The sequence below is a fragment of the Marinobacterium stanieri genome (assembly GCF_900155945.1).
Lineage (GTDB): Bacteria > Pseudomonadota > Gammaproteobacteria > Pseudomonadales > Balneatricaceae > Marinobacterium > Marinobacterium stanieri.
The window spans coordinates 1-16936 of sequence record NZ_FTMN01000018.1 but is presented as its reverse complement, the minus strand read 5'-3'; the positions used below and the strand labels follow the sequence as shown (position 1 = coordinate 16936).

Annotated in this window: 16 protein-coding genes; 8 read left to right on the top strand and 8 right to left on the bottom strand. The window is 45.5% G+C overall.

Going from position 1 to position 16936, the window contains the following annotated elements; genetic code table 11:
- Positions 1 to 447: transposase (locus BW956_RS21930; RefSeq protein WP_139327096.1), on the top strand; the 447-nt coding region annotated here is incomplete at its 5' end.
- A 35-nt stretch (positions 448 to 482) separates the two neighbouring features.
- On the opposite strand, the gene BW956_RS21925 is transcribed toward BW956_RS21930, so the two are convergent.
- A complete protein-coding gene (locus tag BW956_RS21925; protein WP_076466472.1) occupies positions 483 to 1865 on the bottom strand; it encodes an ApeA N-terminal domain 1-containing protein in 1383 nt (460 codons plus the stop codon).
- 20 nt (positions 1866 to 1885) lie between these two features.
- Positions 1886 to 2338 carry a hypothetical protein gene (locus BW956_RS21920; RefSeq protein ID WP_076466471.1) on the bottom strand — a complete coding sequence of 151 codons (453 nt, stop codon included), beginning with the start codon at positions 2336 to 2338 and terminating at the stop codon, positions 1886 to 1888.
- A gap of 572 nt (positions 2339 to 2910) precedes the next feature.
- Here BW956_RS21920 and BW956_RS21915 point away from each other — a divergent pair.
- From BW956_RS21915 to BW956_RS21885, 7 genes are all read left to right on the top strand, one after another.
- Positions 2911 to 3852: a retron St85 family RNA-directed DNA polymerase gene (locus BW956_RS21915; RefSeq protein ID WP_076466470.1), complete on the top strand. Its 942-nt coding sequence runs from the start codon at positions 2911 to 2913 to the stop codon at positions 3850 to 3852.
- Positions 3845 to 5488 carry a retron Ec78 anti-phage system effector ATPase PtuA gene (ptuA, locus tag BW956_RS21910; protein WP_076466469.1) on the top strand — a complete coding sequence of 548 codons (1644 nt, stop codon included), beginning with the start codon at positions 3845 to 3847 and terminating at the stop codon, positions 5486 to 5488. The genes BW956_RS21915 and ptuA overlap by 8 nt, the downstream gene beginning before the upstream one ends.
- Positions 5489 to 5492: 4 nt before the next feature.
- On the top strand, positions 5493 to 6155 hold the full coding sequence (ptuB, locus tag BW956_RS21905) for a retron Ec78 anti-phage system effector HNH endonuclease PtuB (RefSeq protein WP_076466468.1): 663 nt from the start codon (positions 5493 to 5495) through the stop codon (positions 6153 to 6155).
- A 694-nt stretch (positions 6156 to 6849) separates the two neighbouring features.
- A complete protein-coding gene (locus tag BW956_RS21900) occupies positions 6850 to 7074 on the top strand; it encodes a TraK family protein (RefSeq protein WP_076466467.1) in 225 nt (74 codons plus the stop codon).
- Positions 7067 to 7819 carry a P-type conjugative transfer protein TrbJ gene (gene trbJ / locus BW956_RS21895; RefSeq protein WP_076466466.1) on the top strand — a complete coding sequence of 251 codons (753 nt, stop codon included), beginning with the start codon at positions 7067 to 7069 and terminating at the stop codon, positions 7817 to 7819. Before BW956_RS21900 ends, trbJ begins: the two co-directional genes overlap by 8 nt.
- Before the next feature lie 210 nt (positions 7820 to 8029).
- A complete protein-coding gene (trbL, locus tag BW956_RS21890; RefSeq protein WP_076466465.1) occupies positions 8030 to 9520 on the top strand; it encodes a P-type conjugative transfer protein TrbL in 1491 nt (496 codons plus the stop codon).
- The gene (locus BW956_RS21885; RefSeq protein ID WP_139327279.1) at positions 9507 to 9704 is read left to right on the top strand and encodes a hypothetical protein; all 198 of its coding nucleotides are present in this window, start codon (positions 9507 to 9509) and stop codon (positions 9702 to 9704) included. Before trbL ends, BW956_RS21885 begins: the two co-directional genes overlap by 14 nt.
- A 546-nt stretch (positions 9705 to 10250) precedes the next feature.
- Here BW956_RS21885 and repC read toward each other — a convergent pair.
- The 6 genes from repC to BW956_RS21855 form a co-directional block, all read right to left on the bottom strand.
- The gene (repC, locus tag BW956_RS21880; RefSeq protein ID WP_076466463.1) at positions 10251 to 11117 is read right to left on the bottom strand and encodes a replication protein C, IncQ-type; all 867 of its coding nucleotides are present in this window, start codon (positions 11115 to 11117) and stop codon (positions 10251 to 10253) included.
- Positions 11101 to 11976: a helicase RepA family protein gene (locus BW956_RS21875; protein WP_076466462.1), complete on the bottom strand. Its 876-nt coding sequence runs from the start codon at positions 11974 to 11976 to the stop codon at positions 11101 to 11103. Before BW956_RS21875 ends, repC begins: the two co-directional genes overlap by 17 nt.
- 3 nt (positions 11977 to 11979) lie before the next feature.
- On the bottom strand, positions 11980 to 12213 hold the full coding sequence (locus BW956_RS21870) for a plasmid-related protein (protein ID WP_076466461.1): 234 nt from the start codon (positions 12211 to 12213) through the stop codon (positions 11980 to 11982).
- A gap of 422 nt (positions 12214 to 12635) precedes the next feature.
- Positions 12636 to 13742: a site-specific integrase gene (locus tag BW956_RS21865; protein ID WP_076466460.1), complete on the bottom strand. Its 1107-nt coding sequence runs from the start codon at positions 13740 to 13742 to the stop codon at positions 12636 to 12638.
- A 373-nt stretch (positions 13743 to 14115) separates the two neighbouring features.
- On the bottom strand, positions 14116 to 15426 hold the full coding sequence (locus BW956_RS21860; protein ID WP_076466459.1) for a hypothetical protein: 1311 nt from the start codon (positions 15424 to 15426) through the stop codon (positions 14116 to 14118).
- A gap of 96 nt (positions 15427 to 15522) precedes the next feature.
- Positions 15523 to 16782, bottom strand: a complete 1260-nt coding sequence (locus BW956_RS21855) for a hypothetical protein (RefSeq protein ID WP_076466458.1) — start codon at positions 16780 to 16782, stop codon at positions 15523 to 15525.
- Positions 16783 to 16936: the final 154 nt, after the last annotated feature.

Genomic DNA, 16936 nt, shown 5'->3' with positions numbered 1-16936 from the left:
GAAACTCAGATAAAGACTATCACCAAACAGATCGATGAAGCCGTTATACAGGTCAAGCATTGGCGTACCAAAACCGAGATCCTGACCAGCGTGCCAGGTGTCGGTAAAGTCCTCGCGTACACCTTACTCAGCGAGCTGCCAGAACTTGGCAATCTCAACCGTAAAGAGATCGCCGCGCTTGTCGGTGTCGCACCCATGAACCGAGAAAGCGGCACCTGGAATGGTAAACGGCGTATCCGCGGAGGCCGTCACCGTATCCGTACGGTCATGTTCATGGCGATGCTGTCATCCATCCAATGTAACCCTATCTTCAAACGCTTCTACGAGCACCTGAAAGCCCAAGGTAAACTGCCCAAAGTGGCCATCATTGCCTGCATGCGCAAGCTCATTGTGGTGCTGAATACCATGCTCAAAAACGAAGAGCTTTGGCGTCATAGAACAGCCTGATTATTTATGCTGGACACCACAGTCACTTGTTATGATTAATCCCTTATCTTAAATGGAAAGCGATCTAACTTTTCTTGAATTCTATCAAACGATCTTAATGATTCTATTTTTTCATGAGTGAATCCAATATTTGATAGTATTAATATCTGTATTATGCCTTCCATAAAAAAACAGATCCCTGCAATATCATGGCTATTGGACTCTGCGCTTATTGTTCCGTTGTGAGTGAAATGATCTCTATTCTTAATAATCGCTCGGACTACTTCATCTACACGTCTTTCTTTATTCTTTGAGTTACATTGAGGAGATATAATATTCTTTAAAGGCCTTATCATTTTCTTAAGGCGCTGTCTGAAAGTCATTCTATGGCTATACTCTAGGACAGACTCTAGCCACTCCTTATGCTCTTCTGGACAGTTTTCAATAACCTCATTTATACGTTTTATATTTGATTCGATATCTTCATCGGATTTAAACAATGAACGATGATACGTTTCTAAAGATTGCGCTAATGATAAATATTTACTCTCGAGGAACTTGAAAGCATCGTTTCTGTAGGCAAAGTAGAGGCTGATCGATGAGCTTGCTTTACTGTAAAGTTCAAACCAGTTTTGAATAATGTACTGTGAGTCTTTATCGATATCAGAGTACTTGAATAAAAATTGGCTATTAATTTTTCTATGATGCTTGTGTGTGTATGGAAGGCTCTCATAGAGAACGTTAGACTCCCAAGGCAAATCGTCAGTTTTATAACTGGTATAAACTTTTGTAATGGATATGGGGGTATCCATTGCAAAAGATAGAAAGTTTGTAAATTTGAAAATAAGGTCTCTAAAGTATTTATAATTTTTCTTGTCTTTTGTTTTTATAGATATGTGGTAATCATTACTTAAAAATATACCATCTTTCTCTTTTTTTGCTGGTTCGCGCTGACATAATTCTATCTTAAAATCATTGCAGTTATACAAAACAAAATTGTTTTTAAAATTTACACTGTAATTTATGATTTGAGATTTTTTATCATGGCTAGGAGTGATATTGTTAACTCCAACCCATTCAGATAAGTTATCAACAGAAAAGCTAAAGTTATCAAATTCCAATGATTCAAATAAAGGAAATTTAACATTAAGGAAACAGCAGCTCGATCCGATTTTAGAGCTCATAAAAGGGTTTGAGAAAGGAGCCGTGGGGTAATTGAAGGCATCAATAAGTAAAACATTACCATGATTCTCGGTTCGACCATGTATGCGACCAATCAGGTCTGGGAAATGAACGTTTTCAAACCCTTTAAAGCAACCTGCTAGTTCTAGTAATACTTCCCCACCGTTACTTACCTTGATAGTTCCATATATTTTCTCATCAGGTGCATTCGGTAGCCAGAAATATCCATTTGCTGAAATATCTTCTAGTAATCGCATACTCAAACCTACTTACGAACTTAAGGGCAATGATACTCAACCATAACTTTGGCCTTATCACTTCCAGTCGATCGGAGGTTTTCCAACCAGAACTGGCACTGTGGGTCTGAAAGCTTTTTCATGTATTCGGCACGATCCTGCCTGGTATCGAGTTGGGCTTCCCGCGCAATGCGCTCCTGCTCCAGTTTAAGGCGAGATTCTTCCAAACGCTGCTGACGGGCCTGGTTTTGTGCTTCCAGGGCTCTACGGCGCTCTATGGCCGCCTGACGGGATTGTTCAGACATTTGTTCCATGCTGCCCTGAAATGCGTTTGCAGCTGCTTCAATAGCGCGCATGACACGGTATTCCTGATACTTCTGGTAACCAAACCAAAGGGCAAACAGTATGATGCCGCCGGCGACAACGCCAAGTGCAACGTGAATCCAGAGGGGAGCGCGTTCGAAGACGATTCGCTCATGAGGTGCTGGACACATAGTACCTCCGTGTTTTGTCCGGTCCGCAAACGTGGACGCTTTGTGGACACTTTCGGTACTAATCCTTGATCCGAAAGTTTGTAACCCCTTGATGTTAGTGGTGGGCCCAGCAGGACTTGAACCTGCGACCAATGGATTATGAGTTCTGATACTAAACCATAAATCCTTTAAAATCAAAGGGATGTAAGCGTAATTGAGCGTATGGGAAAGTAGTTTAGTACCAGTAACTTAGCGTAATTTGTGGTAAGGGGGCCAAGCTGATGAATGTACCGGGAGTGTACTGTCTTGAACAGACAAGACCTACTGCTGGTGGTGGATTGCTGCTGAGTATTGACTAAGCTACAATTTATGTGCTCTTTAGTGTTGGACTGTACAAGTCTAGTCGGGTGATTAGCCAGACTCTAACTTATTGAACGGGTTTAGGGTTGCGAAATGAACGCAGCGCAGCCTAAACCTGTTCGGTTTAGGCTGCGCTGCGTTCATTTCGCGGCCTCTTAGTAAAGAGCGAAAAGCCCAAGAGCTTTACCTCTTGGGCTTTTTTTATTTCTGATACCGAGCTTTGAAGAGGTCAGATGAGTGTTCTTGAAAAGCTAGCTATTACTTTGGGTAAAGAGCAAGCAGAGGTAGAGAGTTTTTTATTGAATGCGCCGAATAAATATAAAGTTTATTCGATACCAAAAAGAACTCACGGAAATCGGATTATAGCTCAGCCTTCACGAGAGCTTAAAAAATATCAGAGAGCATTTATAGATTTATACGAAGTCTATTTTCCTGTACATAAAAATGCCTTCTCATACAAGAAAGGTATTGGAATAAAACAAAATGCTGAGGTTCATAAAAATAACCCATATTTGTTGAAAATGGACCTAGAGAACTTCTTCAATTCAATTGTTCCTAACATGTTTTGGGAAGAGTGGGAACGAAGTATAGGTGATACACCTAATAAAAATGAAATTAAATGGATAGAGCGTATTCTTTTTTGGAGTCCTAGTAAAAAATCCAATGGTAAAATGGTTCTCAGTATTGGGGCACCATCATCACCTTTGATTTCAAATTTTGTAATGCATAGTTTCGATAAAATTTTGACTTCTGAGTGTGAGAAAAAAGGGGTGTCATACACAAGATATGCTGATGATATGACCTTTTCGACTAAAAATAAAAATACTCTTTTTTCATTACCTGAAACTGTTTCTAATGTGATCAGGGGTGTTTTTGGAAATCGAGTCTCAATAAACAGGTCAAAGACAGTATATTCTTCCAAGGCTCATAATCGTCACGTTACAGGAGTTACTTTGACAAATGAGGGGAAGGTCTCCTTAGGACGTGATCGGAAAAGATATATTAAGCATCTTATCTTTGAATATCAGAAAAATAACCTTGATGCAGAAAAATTCAATCATTTGAGAGGGCTGATAGCCTTTGCTAGATATATTGAGCCTTGTTTTATCGATAGGCTCGAAAATAAATATTCAGCTCGTCTTGTTAAAAAAGTGATGGACGGAGATTATGAGTAGGAAAATAAGAGCTTTTTCTCATATTGAAAGAAATTCTGACAAGGGTGATGTTCTTGCAAGTTATAGCTTATTTGAAAGATATAAAAATGGAATTGATGTTGAAATTGACGAAAATCTATCGAAAAAATATCTTTTAAGGTGCTTTGAATTCGTAGAATCTATTGATGAAAATGAAAAGCCTAATAATTTATTGCTCTTATCCGAAGTAGGGTTTGTTGATTTCCGAGCTTTTAAAAACCTAGAGCTAAAAATTGACAGAAAGTTAACCGTAATTATAGGTGATAATGCAGCAGGGAAAACCTCTATATTAGAGGGTGTTTCAAAAATCCTTTCTTGGATTGCTGCATGTATTGTAAAAGAGGGAGACAACGGAAAAAGAGTTACATATCCAGATATTAATAATAACAGTACATTCTATGGCGAGGTTTACGCAAATTTAAAGTTTGGTGATAAAAATAATATATCTGCAAGTCTATCTAGAGCTATAAAAGGATCTTCCGAAAAGAAAGATAGTCACGTTTCAGAGTTGAAATCACTGGCTGATTTTTGGCGAAAGTTAAATGGTATTAGAGAAATAAATCTACCTGTTTTCGCTTTTTACTCGGTCGAAAGGTCACACTATTCATCTCCTAGTAACGTCTCATCTAGTGTAGGTAAATCGGACCGGAGAATATCTAGATTTGATGCTTATCAAGGAGCATTAGATGGACCAGGACGGTTTGATCATTTTATAGAATGGTTTGTTTTTCTTAGCAAAAAAACAAAAAATACAAAACCTTTAGAGAAAGAAAAGCTTAAAAAGCAGCTTGATAAGCTTAGAGCGCTTGGTGATGATAATAGTAACCCATTATGGGATGTTCTTGTAGAAAAAGAGCTCGAGTATAAGAAGCTAGAAAGTGCGGAAGTTGGCCATGATGATGTCTTATATGACAGAATGTTCCGCGCAATTAGAGAGACTATATCTAGGGCGGTTCCGGGTGTTTCTGATATATGGGTAGATAGTGAGTCGGGCTATGATATTGTATACATTAAGTCTAGAGGTGAAAACCTACTAATAAACCAGTTATCAGATGGGCAGCGAGCTTTAATATCTCTGGTTTCTGACTTGGCTCGTCGTGTGGTGATGCTCAATCCTAAATTAAATAATCCACTTCATGGGCAAGGTATAGTTTTAATTGACGAAATAGAATTACACCTACACCCTCGTTGGCAGCAAGGCGTAATATCATCACTAGTAAAATCATTTCCGAACATCCAATTTATTATTACAACACACAGTCCACAAATACTATCAACTGTTGATAAAAGTTGTATAAGGCGATTGGTTTATGACGATAATAAAAACGATATCCTTGTAAAAGAACCTGACTTTCAGACGAAAGGTGTTATGAGCTCCGATGTACTAGAGCAAATAATGGAGACGAGTTCAATCCCTGATGTAGAAGAAGCTAGATGGCTTGATGAAATGCTTTTTTTAATCGCAGAAAATAATTATGAAACCTCTGAGGGTGATAAACTCCTTGAAAAAATACGGTTGCACTTTGGTGAAAATCACCCTGAATTTAAGCGTTGCGAGACTGAAATTAGAATTAAAAAAATGAAGCAGTCTCTTGGGAGTAAGGTAAGAAGGGATTAAAGATATGAAATTCCTTAATAGGGGTAATAAACCAAAATGTCTAAATGGATTAAGTTATAAGAAAAAAAATTGGTGTGATTTGAAGCCAGATGAGCGAGAAGAGATATGGAAATCTATTTATGAAATGCAAGGTGATTTTTGCGCATATTGTGAGTGTAAGCTCGACAAAGCTAGGCATATCGAGCATTTTGAGCCTAGGAAAAATAATAGGCGTTTAACTTTCGAGTGGGATAATTTATTTGGTTCATGTGGACGCACTAGTAGGTGTGGTCATTATAAAGATGGAAGTAAGGCAAAAGCTTATGAAATAGAAAATATATTAAAGCCTGATATTGATGACCCACATAATTATTTTATATTTAACTCAAATGGTAGGATTTCTCCACGCAAAGATCTATCAATATTGAATACTAAAAAAGCTGAAGAAACAATAAGGGTTTTTAATTTAGACCATGATGCTGAAATTGTTGGTAGGCGTAGAAATGCTATCCGTCTGATACTTGAAGAAGTTAAAGTGCTTTATGGTTTATTTGATGAGGTTGAAAAAGAAAATATTTCGTTAGATGATTGGAATTCTTTAAGGGATGATTTGATTAATCAAATTAAAGGGGGGGAGTTTGAAGGTGTTTTGATAAATTATATGTTTAATGGTTATAATTATCTTTAAGATTTGGTAATTGATTTTTAATTTATTTTAGGGATTGATTCTATTAAATATGTATTATATAAATCATAATTTTTATTATTCATATACTAAATGGCATTTTTAAATATTGACCTTTTGTTAGGCTGGTATGAATAAAATATTATTATAATTAATATCAATTGAAGAGTTGATTTTTACTGCTTATATTATGCTCCAGTCCTGCCGATAGATGTAGACCAAAGTGCCCATCTTAATGCTATTGCTTTAATGCCTATCAGTTTTGCTTCTAATTTTGTAAATCCCACCAGGCAGTGGTAGCTGATGTCTCCCTCGTAGAGAAGAATGCGTTGAGACCGTCAGGTCGAATAAGTTGCAGCATTCGGAACGGCCCAGCCTGCTGGCGGTCTGACGAATGCCTATCCTGCCCGTATCCAAAGCGACAATTTAGCGACCTCATAACGACACACTCACCAAAAACTGAAATCCAATCCAATAAATCTGTGGAATATATAATATTTTTAAATATTGAAACACAGTTTAATAACCATGGCTTAATTAGTGTCGCTAAAGTGTCCTTATTATGTCCTTAATGTGTCTCTATTGTGTCGTTAACGTAAATTAATCGCCGCGCTTTAATAAACTTACGATATATCGTGAGTGTTCTGTTCGCATCCAGCATTTATCATTTCAACTGTGTACCACGAGGATTATGCCTATGGGATTGTTGAAAGAGCTCCATGCTGCCAAGAAGAAAAGTTCAATGGGCAGTGGGAAAGTTGTTTTCTTTAAATATCTGGAGGATATCGAGGAGGCTTTAAACCAAGGATATACAGCTATGGATATTTGGTCTCTACTAAACAAAAAGGGTGAGCTAAAAATTAAATACAACCAGTTTTCTGTTTATGTAAGGAAGTACATCAAGGAGAAAAAATATGAGTAAGATGGCGGCTTTTTTTTTATTAATTTCAACTTTTATTTTTTCACCTCCCTCTTTTTCAGGAGGTGGTGGGTTGACTGGTGGAGCGACGGAAGCTACTCAAATTCTGAACAATGCGGAATTGATTGATGTGGCTATAAAGGAAGCGGAAAACCTTGCATATACAATTCGGCAGTATGAAATCATGTACGAAAACTTCCGCAACCTGCCCAATCATATCAAGCAACAAGCGTTGGCCGATCTTCAGAATTTGGCTCAAATCGTCTCTACCGGTAGAGCTGTAGCTTACAGCTCCGGGCAGATCGACGAAGACTATCGGCGGGAATACCGTGATTTTGAGCATTATGCTCAACGCCAGCAAGAAAGCCATGATGCATTAGCAGAGCGATACCGAAACTGGTCACAGTCGAACCACGATAGCGTTCGTGGGGCGTTACGTGCTGCTGGTCTACAAGCTCAGCAATTCGACCGTGAGGCCTCTGCGCTGCGCAGCATCGAGTTACAAATGGAAAATGCGGTAGGGACCAAACAATTGCTCCAAGCCGGGGGCTCCATCGCTGCTATACAGGTGAAACAGCTCCAGAAACTCAGACAACTCCAAATGGCTCAAATCCAGCTACAGGCCAGCCATGTAGGTGGTCAGGTGGACCGGCAAGCAGAGGACGATTCCGCCTGGCATCGTGCCGTTGCTCCGCGTGATAACAACCCTGATACCCAGCAGCCTATCCAAGCCAATGATCTGTTTTGAGGTGAGATATGAATACCAATACCAAAATGCTTTTTGTCATTGCTGGCTTGGTAGCGACCATCGCAGCTGCAGGGCCCTGTGGCAGTCCGGCAAGACGAAAGAAGATGCGGCCTGGGAGCGTGCCACAGTCCCACGTGACAGCGAGCCATCTTCAAAGAAGCCGATCACCAGTGATGACTTGTTCGGTTCAGGAAACGGGGAGGATGAACGATGAGCCTTCGGTTATATCCGTTACTTTATGCTGGCCTCGTGCTACTCAGCGGGCCAGTTGCCGCCGCCGATGGCGATATAGTCCGTGACCTGCAGGAGGGATTTCGAGACTCCGTAGCCTTGTGGTACGCCCCGTTGCAGCAGATAGCTACCTGGTTGCTACTGTCGCTGGCTGTGATTTCCTATACCTGGTCAGCCAGCCAGATGGTGCTGCGGAACGCTGATCTGGCAGAGTTCGTGGCAGAGTTCGTCAGGCTGGTTATTTTTACTGGATTCTTCCTGTTTCTGATCCAAGGTGGGCAGCAGTTGGCGGAAACCATGATCAAAGGTTGGATCTGGATCGGGGGACAGGCCACCAGTACTAGCTTGAGCATGAGTGTGCCGGAGATCCTGGAGCGCGGATTTACGCTTGGTGGGGATATTATTTCGGCTGGCAGTGGTCTTAGCCGGATCGCCTATACCATTCTGGCATTACCCGTTGTGATCTTATACACGCTGATAGCGGCATATGCTTTCTTCGTAATGGCTGAAATGTACGTGGTCACGGCGGCAGGCGTTGTGTTGCTAGGGTTTGGTGGTTCGCAATGGACGGTCGATTACGCGAAAAAGTACATCACTTATACTATCAGTATTGGAGTCAAACTCTATGTAATGTTTTTGGTTATAGGGGCGGGCGAGCAGTTCATCCATCAATGGGCTATGGATCAGGAGCACGACTCGTTTAGGGCTATCCTGGCGATCATTGGTGTGTTGTTGATGATGGTTATTTTGGTCAAGATGATTCCCGACGCAGTGCAGGGAATTATCAACGGAGCTTCCCTCGGCGCTGCAACGCCAACAGTGGGCGGCATGGCACGCGCTGCTGGATCGGCAGCGCTGGGCGCTACTGTAGGGGCTGCGGGCAGTGCTATGGCAGTGCGTGAAGCCTCGAAACTGGCTGGTGAGCAGGTCGGGGGTGGGGCGCAGGCATCAGTGTCAGGTGGTAGCTCCTTTCTTGGTGTTCAGTCTGGAAAGGCTCCAGGCGGCGGTAGAACTGAAAAGACAGGAGCAGGACCGCTTCCAACGCCTAGCAGTGCCTTGTCTGCAGCCGGTAGGGTATCGGGTGGTGGGCGGATGGCCCACGCTGGCCAGACTGTAAAGAACTTGACTAAGGCAGCAGGTGAAACCCTGGGCGGCAAGATAATGGGGGACTATAACGCCAGCCATGGTACTTTCGGCGGCTCGATGGCCCAGAAGCTCCGTGCTGAACGGCTTAGTATGTCGGAGGGTGGTAGCACTTCTACCGGTGAGGTTGGCCAGCAGAGCAGCGACCATACCGGTGGTATGAGTGGTTCTATCGGAGCAGCACCATCTACTAACGAAGGTGGTACGCCAAACGAGGCCTCACAGGCCACGCATAATCGCCCCCCCTCTAAGACTGAAAGTAGCCCACAGGACAGTACTGAGCAGTCCTATAGATCACCAGCAGGGAGGGTCAATGATGAAGATTGAACGCCCGCAAGCACCCGCATGGTACCTGTTGGTCTGGTTGGGGATTGCACTGTTGTGGGTAGGGATGGCCATCATGAGTTCATGGGTAGCCTGGTTTATGCTGCTGGTATGCTATCCATTCATTATGAAAGCCGTCTCTTGGCGACCTGAGCCTGTCAATGGAAACCACAACCTAAACGCGTGATAACTGCGAACGAAGTCTTCTGATTTCAAGGAGATAGGTACGCATAATTACCCCCCCCCCCCCTTCCTCCCTTGGTCACTTGGCCTATCCATTGCCAATATAGACTGTGCCGGGCTTTGCCCGGCTTTTAACGCCAAAAAGGAGCAGCAATTTCTGCTCTGCTGTCGATACCTCTTGTTGTGCCCAACCCCTACGGCAGTTTGTTTGTTTGTTTGTTTGTTGGGACTGCTGTGGCTGCTTTCGTGCGCCCTTGGTATTTTCTCCCATGAATCAATGCAAGTTTATAAATGAACTTGGCACGGGGCTGACAATCTTTCTTTTTGGCGTTCAATCAGCAAGGCCAGTTCGCGCCTTCTAGGCGCGGGCTGTGCCGCGCAGCGTAGTAGTTTATAGTAACTACTAGTACGGATTTAGGTGGGGGCGCTGAAAGCCAGTATTGGCAGGACTTTCAGCGATTTTTTGGAAGTATCAACGTCCCCGTTAGTACGGGTATACGTCTCCGTTAATATGGTAGTGCGTCTCTGTTAATACGGTAGGTCGTAAGCGTTAGGCTGGGGTCCATTTTGGTCGATCAGCGCTCGGGCGCTTGATAGTCGCTTTGGCTGCAGCTCCCCGGCCCTCTATCTTCACTTCCCAGCCACGCAGCTTACCAATTTCTTGTAGTGCCTTACGGACTCGCTCCCGCCTGCTGCGGTTCGTTGAGGCTGACTTGCTGGGTGGGCCCGAGACCTTCTCTGCTAGCCGGTCAAGGCGAATGCAGTTACAGCACCCCTGCCGTAACCATGTCGACAACCACACATGGGTGAGCTGAGCGGTATCACCAACTAGTGCCCGGCGTTCAGACAATGACACATAGACATGATGCCCCGACAGTGCTTCGGCAAAGCGGGAATTCAAGGCGATATGTAGCTTACCCTCGGGCGTTTCGGCATAAGACAGCAAACGCATTGACCAGTCGTAGCCGTCCTTGCGGCCACGGCATCCCACCATGCTAAGGCGCTCCAGGCAGTCCTCCAGCCTGTTGTATTCAGCCGTACCGTCTGCCATACCTGCCGCCTGCAACAGCGCGTAGCGAGTCGTTTTGACCACGGTGGCCTGATCCATTACCGCCATATCTTCGGGTTGCAGCTGTTGCCAAAGCTTTTGTGCTCTACAATGAGGAATATCTGCATGCAACTCCTGCCTGCCTAGTACGCCTGCCAAAGCGATCGCTGCCAGCAGGACAGATTGATCGCGGGTATCCAGTGCCTGCCAGACATTGAATTTCAGATTGAGCCCGTTATGCTCATGCTCGATTGTAAGGCCACCAGGGCGTTGGCCGCGATATATGGTACGGAACAATGAAGCAAGCCATAAAGCCGGGTCACAGCGGGCATATTCAACACGAGTCAGGTTTTCAGCCAGTGTAGACATTTGCAGCCCGCTCCTTTTGGGCGTTTTTTTGTTTGGCAGGGACTAGCTCGATAGAAATCAATACGCCTTCTTCCCGGCGCTCATACCAACAGTCATCCAGCTCTTCGCCGTAGTTGATTTTGCTGGTACCGAACCGCAAGAAATACTTACGACGATCATCGCCAATTGGGCTGCGGTCAAAATGACGATCACTGAGAAGCTTTGCTTTCTCCTCCGTCATCCTCTCGATAAAACCGCACCAACGAGCATTGTCAATCAATGCCGAGGCACCTCGGGCGGCCTGCTGCTGGCCGGTTTGGCCGTCTCGGGCGCTGTTCTTGTTCACGTGGTGCAAGTAGAGCACTGAAGCTCCAGTTAGATAGGCAACTTGTTCCAGACGTGACACCAGCTGGGCCATGTCACCATTGCTGTTTTCATCGAGGTGATGAATCCGGCTCAGTGTGTCAATGACGATCATGCGTGCGCCATGGCAAAAATCCAGAATCCTTTCCATGTGGCTCTGATCCATGATGTTGAGTCCCTTACCCATTATCGATTCCAACACCAGATTCTTTGCTATGGACGCTCTGGCATCAGGACTCAGGTGCTTACCAATAGCATGGATACGCCGCAGCAATACAGGCTCTGGATCTTCGCCTGCGAGATAGATCACCCGCCCTGTTTTGGCTGGGTTTAGTTGCAGAACGTCGCCACCAGGAACATTGCATGCGATACACATTGCCGCCTCAAGCGCCCAGTAGCTTTTTCCTGTCGCACCAGGCGCAACCAGAGCCCCCACGGTGCCTGATAGAAAACCAGACCAGATGAAGTCCAAGGGCGGCGGTTCATTTTCAAAAGCACACATCAGATCAATCGCCATGTATTACCCCCGATCACCACTGAGTTGGTCACTGTCCAGTAGCTCGGCAATTTGGGACGTGCGGAAATAGACACGCCGACCGATCCTCAACCTTGCCTGGTTAATCTCGGTTGCCCAATAGTTGTTTGAGCGCAGGCTGATGCGCAGGCCTTCTGGTGAACGGTCAAGAACAGTGGCCAACTGGGGAAGGCTCAGCAGGGGGCCAAAACGGTCGAGAAGAGAGTCCTCGATAGTCATTATGTAATCCTCCGTAATTGATGCTTGCCTTACGAAGGTTATGAATATCGCGATGTTTTGTATACTTACGATATATCGTAAGTTATTGATAAATAAAGATTAAAGACGCATTAGCGACAGGGTAGGGACACATTAAGGACACATTAGCGACCAGCAAGGACACATTAAAGACAATCTATTGGCTGAGACGATTAAAATCGGTATTTATATGAAAAAATATTATAAATAATTCAAAATTATCCCGTTGTTACGGTGGGAGTTGGCCTATAAATTTCAGTCGGTCGCTAAAATGTCGTTTTGATAGCAGGGCAGGATAGGTATTTGCTATACCGCCACAAGTGGCGATCTAGCAAATACTGCAACTTATTCGGCCTGGCGGCCTCAACGTATCCTGTTCTGTTTCAGGAGAAATTTCATACTGTTCACAGTGATGTTTTTCGAGGGGCTTGTGAACGCTTCTGTTCAATGGCATCCAGCTGGTCTACTAAGTCTTCAGCTCGCAAATGTGTATAGCGCCGCAGCATTTGCATAGACTTGTGGCCACTAATGGCGGCAACCTGTTGATCACTTAGCCCGCCTTCAACAAAACGGCTGACAGCTTCATGGCGCAGGTCATGAAAGCGTAGGTCAGCGAGTCCGACGCTTTTCTTGATGTGCATCCAGACCTTGTTGAAGCTATAGGGTTTGCGTATGCCGTCCCGGCCAGGCTCGCCAAAAAAGACAAGATTGGTGTCTGGTGGGCGAACGGGGTTGTCGATGGCCTGCTGAAACTGCTCCACGGCAGCCAATGTAAGAGGGACCGTTCGAGGCATGGTGTTCTTTGTTTCCAGCAGCGTAACGATGCGCTTTTTCAGATTAACCTGACCCAGTGTAAGGGATGTGATCTCTGAGGACCGCATACCGGTCTCTATGGCGATTAGGACGATCCAGCCAAGCATCGGGTTGGAGTGAGCGTCAACGGCGCTGAGAAGGCGCTGCTCTTCCTCTGAGGAAATGCGACGGTTACGACCCGCGCCTGGAGCAGGGCGGCGTACATTCGTCACCGGGTTGTAGGTGAGGCCAATACCCCATTCCTTGATAGCAGTGGTGAAGAGGTGACCCAGTAACGCCATTTCCAAACGTACAGTGCTCGCAGAGCGGGGGCGAGGGTTGCCGTCTTTGTCCAGGCGGTCTTCACCGGCCAAACGCTTATCGCGGTACTCAGCGACCAATTCTGCACTAATTGTGGCAAGCGAGTATTTGCCGAAAAATGCTTTTAGCGGCGTGGCACGAGTGCGCTCGGCTTGTTGGGTTTTGGGGCGTTTGGTGGGTGTGACTTCGCTCAGGTATCGATCCAATGCTGCGCTGAAGGTCATCTTCTCAGCAGGTGCCCGCTGGATATAGATGCCGCGCACCATTTCATCTTCTGTACGGCGTGCCCAGTCTTCGGCGTCACGTTTGGTTCTGAAAGTTTTGACAGTGGTGGGAAAGCCTTTCTTCCGAATCATGGCTTTCCAGGTTTTGGACTCTGTTCTGACAATCGTTGCCATACTGTTTCCTCACACTTTCCCTGTACCTGGCTGTACTGCTTGCGCTTTGCCAGTGTACCGAAATTGTACCGAATGAGAATCCAGAGGTGACGCGGAACAAAATCCCTTTGGGCATATCAGCATAACTTGCTGAATTTATTAGGGTTTTGCGGGGTGTGTTGGTGGGCCCAGCAGGACTTGAACCTGCGACCAATGGATTATGAGCCCATTTAAAAAAAGGACTTCAGAGTTCAGTAGTAGTCAAAACAATAACTTAGAATTATTTTTGGTTCTGTATAGTCCAGTATTAGTCAGCAATGTGGACACTTTGTGGACACTAGAGGGCTAAGAGATCGGGACTTTCTCTAAGCCCTCTATGATTAGTACGTTAACTCTATATCACCTCGTCACTTTCTTCCGTTATTTGAGAAGTAGTACCGCTGCTTTTGTTTTTACGTTTTGTGATGCCGAACTCATCAAGACTCTGTGTTGCCAGATGGCGTACTTGATCAGCAAAGCCTGGAATAGTTTTAAAAGCTTGCTTAACCAGGTCAGACGAGGCGGCTTCTTGCCATGGACTTCCATGAGTTTCACTTTCAACCAGTCGAAGAGGTAATTCATCCAAGCGGCTAAGGGCTGAGCTGAGTAGCTGGGCTTCCATATCTTTATCTACTCGAGCTGCTTCTTTCCGATATCCTTCATACGCACGTGAAACCGAAGCTTTGAAAGCATAGTCTTCAGCTAGCTTGAATCTATGACCAATCTGCTTGGTAGCAAGCCATGCAAACCACACAGGAGCACCAATTGATAGAAGAGATAAAGCAACATTTAGAACTAGCATTGGCGTCTGTGTTTCTGGGTTTTTCAGACTCTCAGATAAGGCATGTAGCTGCATTGACCCAAGGAAACTACCTGCAGTTAGCGCGGTTATAAGACCTACAACCCAAATCCACATTGACCTAGAAAGCGAATGTGATCTCTCAGAGAAAGCGGCTGCAAGGCCAACACTTGTTGCTGCTGAGTATGCCGATTCACATCTTTCCAATGTTGATTCAGCTTCGGCACAATGTCTTTTTAATGAATCTTCTATAGCTTCAGCCTGTTCTAGAATTGCAGCAATGTCTGACTGATCAATTGTTGCTTGTCTACAGAGCTTTTCCATTGTTGATTTTGCTTCTTTAAGACTTTCTAAGTCTGTTGGAAGCTGATCTGCAGCATCATGTGCCTGTTCAATCCGATCAACCATATCGGAAATAGATGTAGTACGAGGCTCAATATCATTAGTTCTTGCTTCTATAGCACGAATTCGCCTAGTCACATTTTTGATACTATCGCGCAAAGCGCCTGTAGACAAAGCAGGCTGGAGCGCCGTTCTCAGGCCTCGGATAGTATGGTAGAAGGACGTAACGCCTTGAGCTGGGTTTTGCCAAAGCTGAGGGATTATGTATTGACGGATATGTTGTACACGAGAAGGGTACCCGCTAAATACAGGAACATACCCTTCATCAATATTATCCATTCCTTGCGATTCAATATCGTTGATAAGCGATTTTACGTCGTCAATTAGGTCGTACTTGTTAATTGACGGAATAGACCAATTGTTGCCATGAGCTTGAGCAAATAGCTGTTCGCTCGTTATTTTACTGTTGATGTCTTCAACGAGTAGCTCAAGTTCATGTGTGATTTCTTCTAAGATCGCGTGCATGTCCCGATGCTCCAAATAATCCTAACTGTAGGTAATATGGGGACAGTTGAAGCTCAATGCAAATTGGTGCCCACCATAATTGATGTACAACTGGACCTAGGCGGCTATTTTGCTGGTTAATCGCCGCTCCAGTAGGCCCCGTTCAATCAGGTCGAATAGATCCGATTTGGTCAGGTCTCGGGCCTTGATGTACCCCATCAAATCACGCCATAAGCCGGACTTCTTGAGACAGCTCCACGCCTTGCGAGCACTGATGTTGTTCCTGGCATAGATGGAAATCAGGTTACCAAGCGCAAGTGCAACGTTCCGTTCGTTACCGATCCCTGCGGTTTTGTATTTACGCTTGGCAACGAAGTTGGAGGCCGGTTTGCCCCACTGGGTATCTTCATGCAGTACGGTCCAGAACGGATCAACGAAGCGCCTGTCAGCGTCCAGGCGGAAGCGGTCGAGGCCATAGGCCCACAGGTGTGACAGGTAGTCGGTTACCGATTCATATGTGCTCAGTGAGACCTGGTTGTAGTCTGCAAACTGGCGAAGCACTGTTTGTGAAAACCGGAACTCCAAACGCCATACGTCCTGATCGGGGTTCCATGCAGGGGTGGTCAGGTCGTGGTCTACCTGACGGCTCCAAATGCCATGGAAATAGTCGATCTTGTCATGGGCAACGATCTCCCGTGACTTGTTGTATAAGGCTGCCTGCAGGCTGGAGACGGTGCCGAAGGTGTAGGACTGACCACGGCCATAGATACTGGCGACTTCGCCGGTGGTGACTTCAAGCGACTGGAAGCCGTTACGGTCGTTGACTCGCTGGGATCGGCAGGTAAGACGGTCCACGAAGTCAGACGGGGGCACCCACCCTTGCCAATCGGTTGCCAGGTGAATGGCCACACCACAGGGGGAGGGAGGCGTTACGAACCAGCCTGCTGCCAGTTCATCCATCTGGTGTTGCAGTACATCAGGGGATTGGTCACGGATCAGCTTGGGGGATACCTCGACCTTGCAATGACTACCCGCCCGATCTGCCGTGGTGTGGGAGTTCTTGATCAGGATAACCACGCCGAATTCGGCATTCTGCAGCAGGAACCTGAAACCTGCTTTACCACCACGACGCAACCGCCAGAGGTGACCTTGATACTCAATCACAGGCTTAAACTCAGACTCTAATCGTTCGTCCAGTTGATCCAACAGGTCATGGTCTAACATGCCGTTGTAGAGCTGACGCACGGTGTCTATGGATGTGTCCAGGATACGAACCCCAGACAGGTCGATCATTTCACCATGAGGGGTGACAAAGTGACGTCCATCAGTGGAAGGCTCAAACAGGGGGTTATAACGGGTAAGGCTTTCTTTGTTCATCAGCTGCACCTGATCTCTAATGACTGCTATTGATGGCTTATTACGTCTTGCGTGTATTTATTTGAGACGTGCTACAGGATCGTCGGGACGGGGGCCGCGCGGGCACCCTCTGCTCCTCCCATAGGTTCCTCGCGACGGGTGCCCGCGCTGCCGT

Coding starts and splice junctions, on each gene's coding strand:
- BW956_RS21860 (WP_076466459.1), bottom strand. CDS start 15,426: ATGCACGCGATCTTAGAAGAAATCACACATGAACTTGAGCTACTCGTT.
- BW956_RS21875 (WP_076466462.1), bottom strand. CDS start 11,976: ATGGCGATTGATCTGATGTGTGCTTTTGAAAATGAACCGCCGCCCTTG.
- BW956_RS21920 (WP_076466471.1), bottom strand. CDS start 2,338: ATGTGTCCAGCACCTCATGAGCGAATCGTCTTCGAACGCGCTCCCCTC.
- ptuB (WP_076466468.1), top strand. CDS start 5,493: ATGAAATTCCTTAATAGGGGTAATAAACCAAAATGTCTAAATGGATTA.
- BW956_RS21870 (WP_076466461.1), bottom strand. CDS start 12,213: ATGACTATCGAGGACTCTCTTCTCGACCGTTTTGGCCCCCTGCTGAGC.
- BW956_RS21865 (WP_076466460.1), bottom strand. CDS start 13,742: ATGGCAACGATTGTCAGAACAGAGTCCAAAACCTGGAAAGCCATGATT.
- BW956_RS21900 (WP_076466467.1), top strand. CDS start 6,850: ATGGGATTGTTGAAAGAGCTCCATGCTGCCAAGAAGAAAAGTTCAATG.
- trbJ (WP_076466466.1), top strand. CDS start 7,067: ATGAGTAAGATGGCGGCTTTTTTTTTATTAATTTCAACTTTTATTTTT.
- repC (WP_076466463.1), bottom strand. CDS start 11,117: ATGTCTACACTGGCTGAAAACCTGACTCGTGTTGAATATGCCCGCTGT.
- BW956_RS21885 (WP_139327279.1), top strand. CDS start 9,507: ATGATGAAGATTGAACGCCCGCAAGCACCCGCATGGTACCTGTTGGTC.
- ptuA (WP_076466469.1), top strand. CDS start 3,845: ATGAGTAGGAAAATAAGAGCTTTTTCTCATATTGAAAGAAATTCTGAC.
- BW956_RS21925 (WP_076466472.1), bottom strand. CDS start 1,865: ATGCGATTACTAGAAGATATTTCAGCAAATGGATATTTCTGGCTACCG.
- BW956_RS21855 (WP_076466458.1), bottom strand. CDS start 16,782: ATGAACAAAGAAAGCCTTACCCGTTATAACCCCCTGTTTGAGCCTTCC.
- BW956_RS21915 (WP_076466470.1), top strand. CDS start 2,911: ATGAGTGTTCTTGAAAAGCTAGCTATTACTTTGGGTAAAGAGCAAGCA.
- trbL (WP_076466465.1), top strand. CDS start 8,030: ATGAGCCTTCGGTTATATCCGTTACTTTATGCTGGCCTCGTGCTACTC.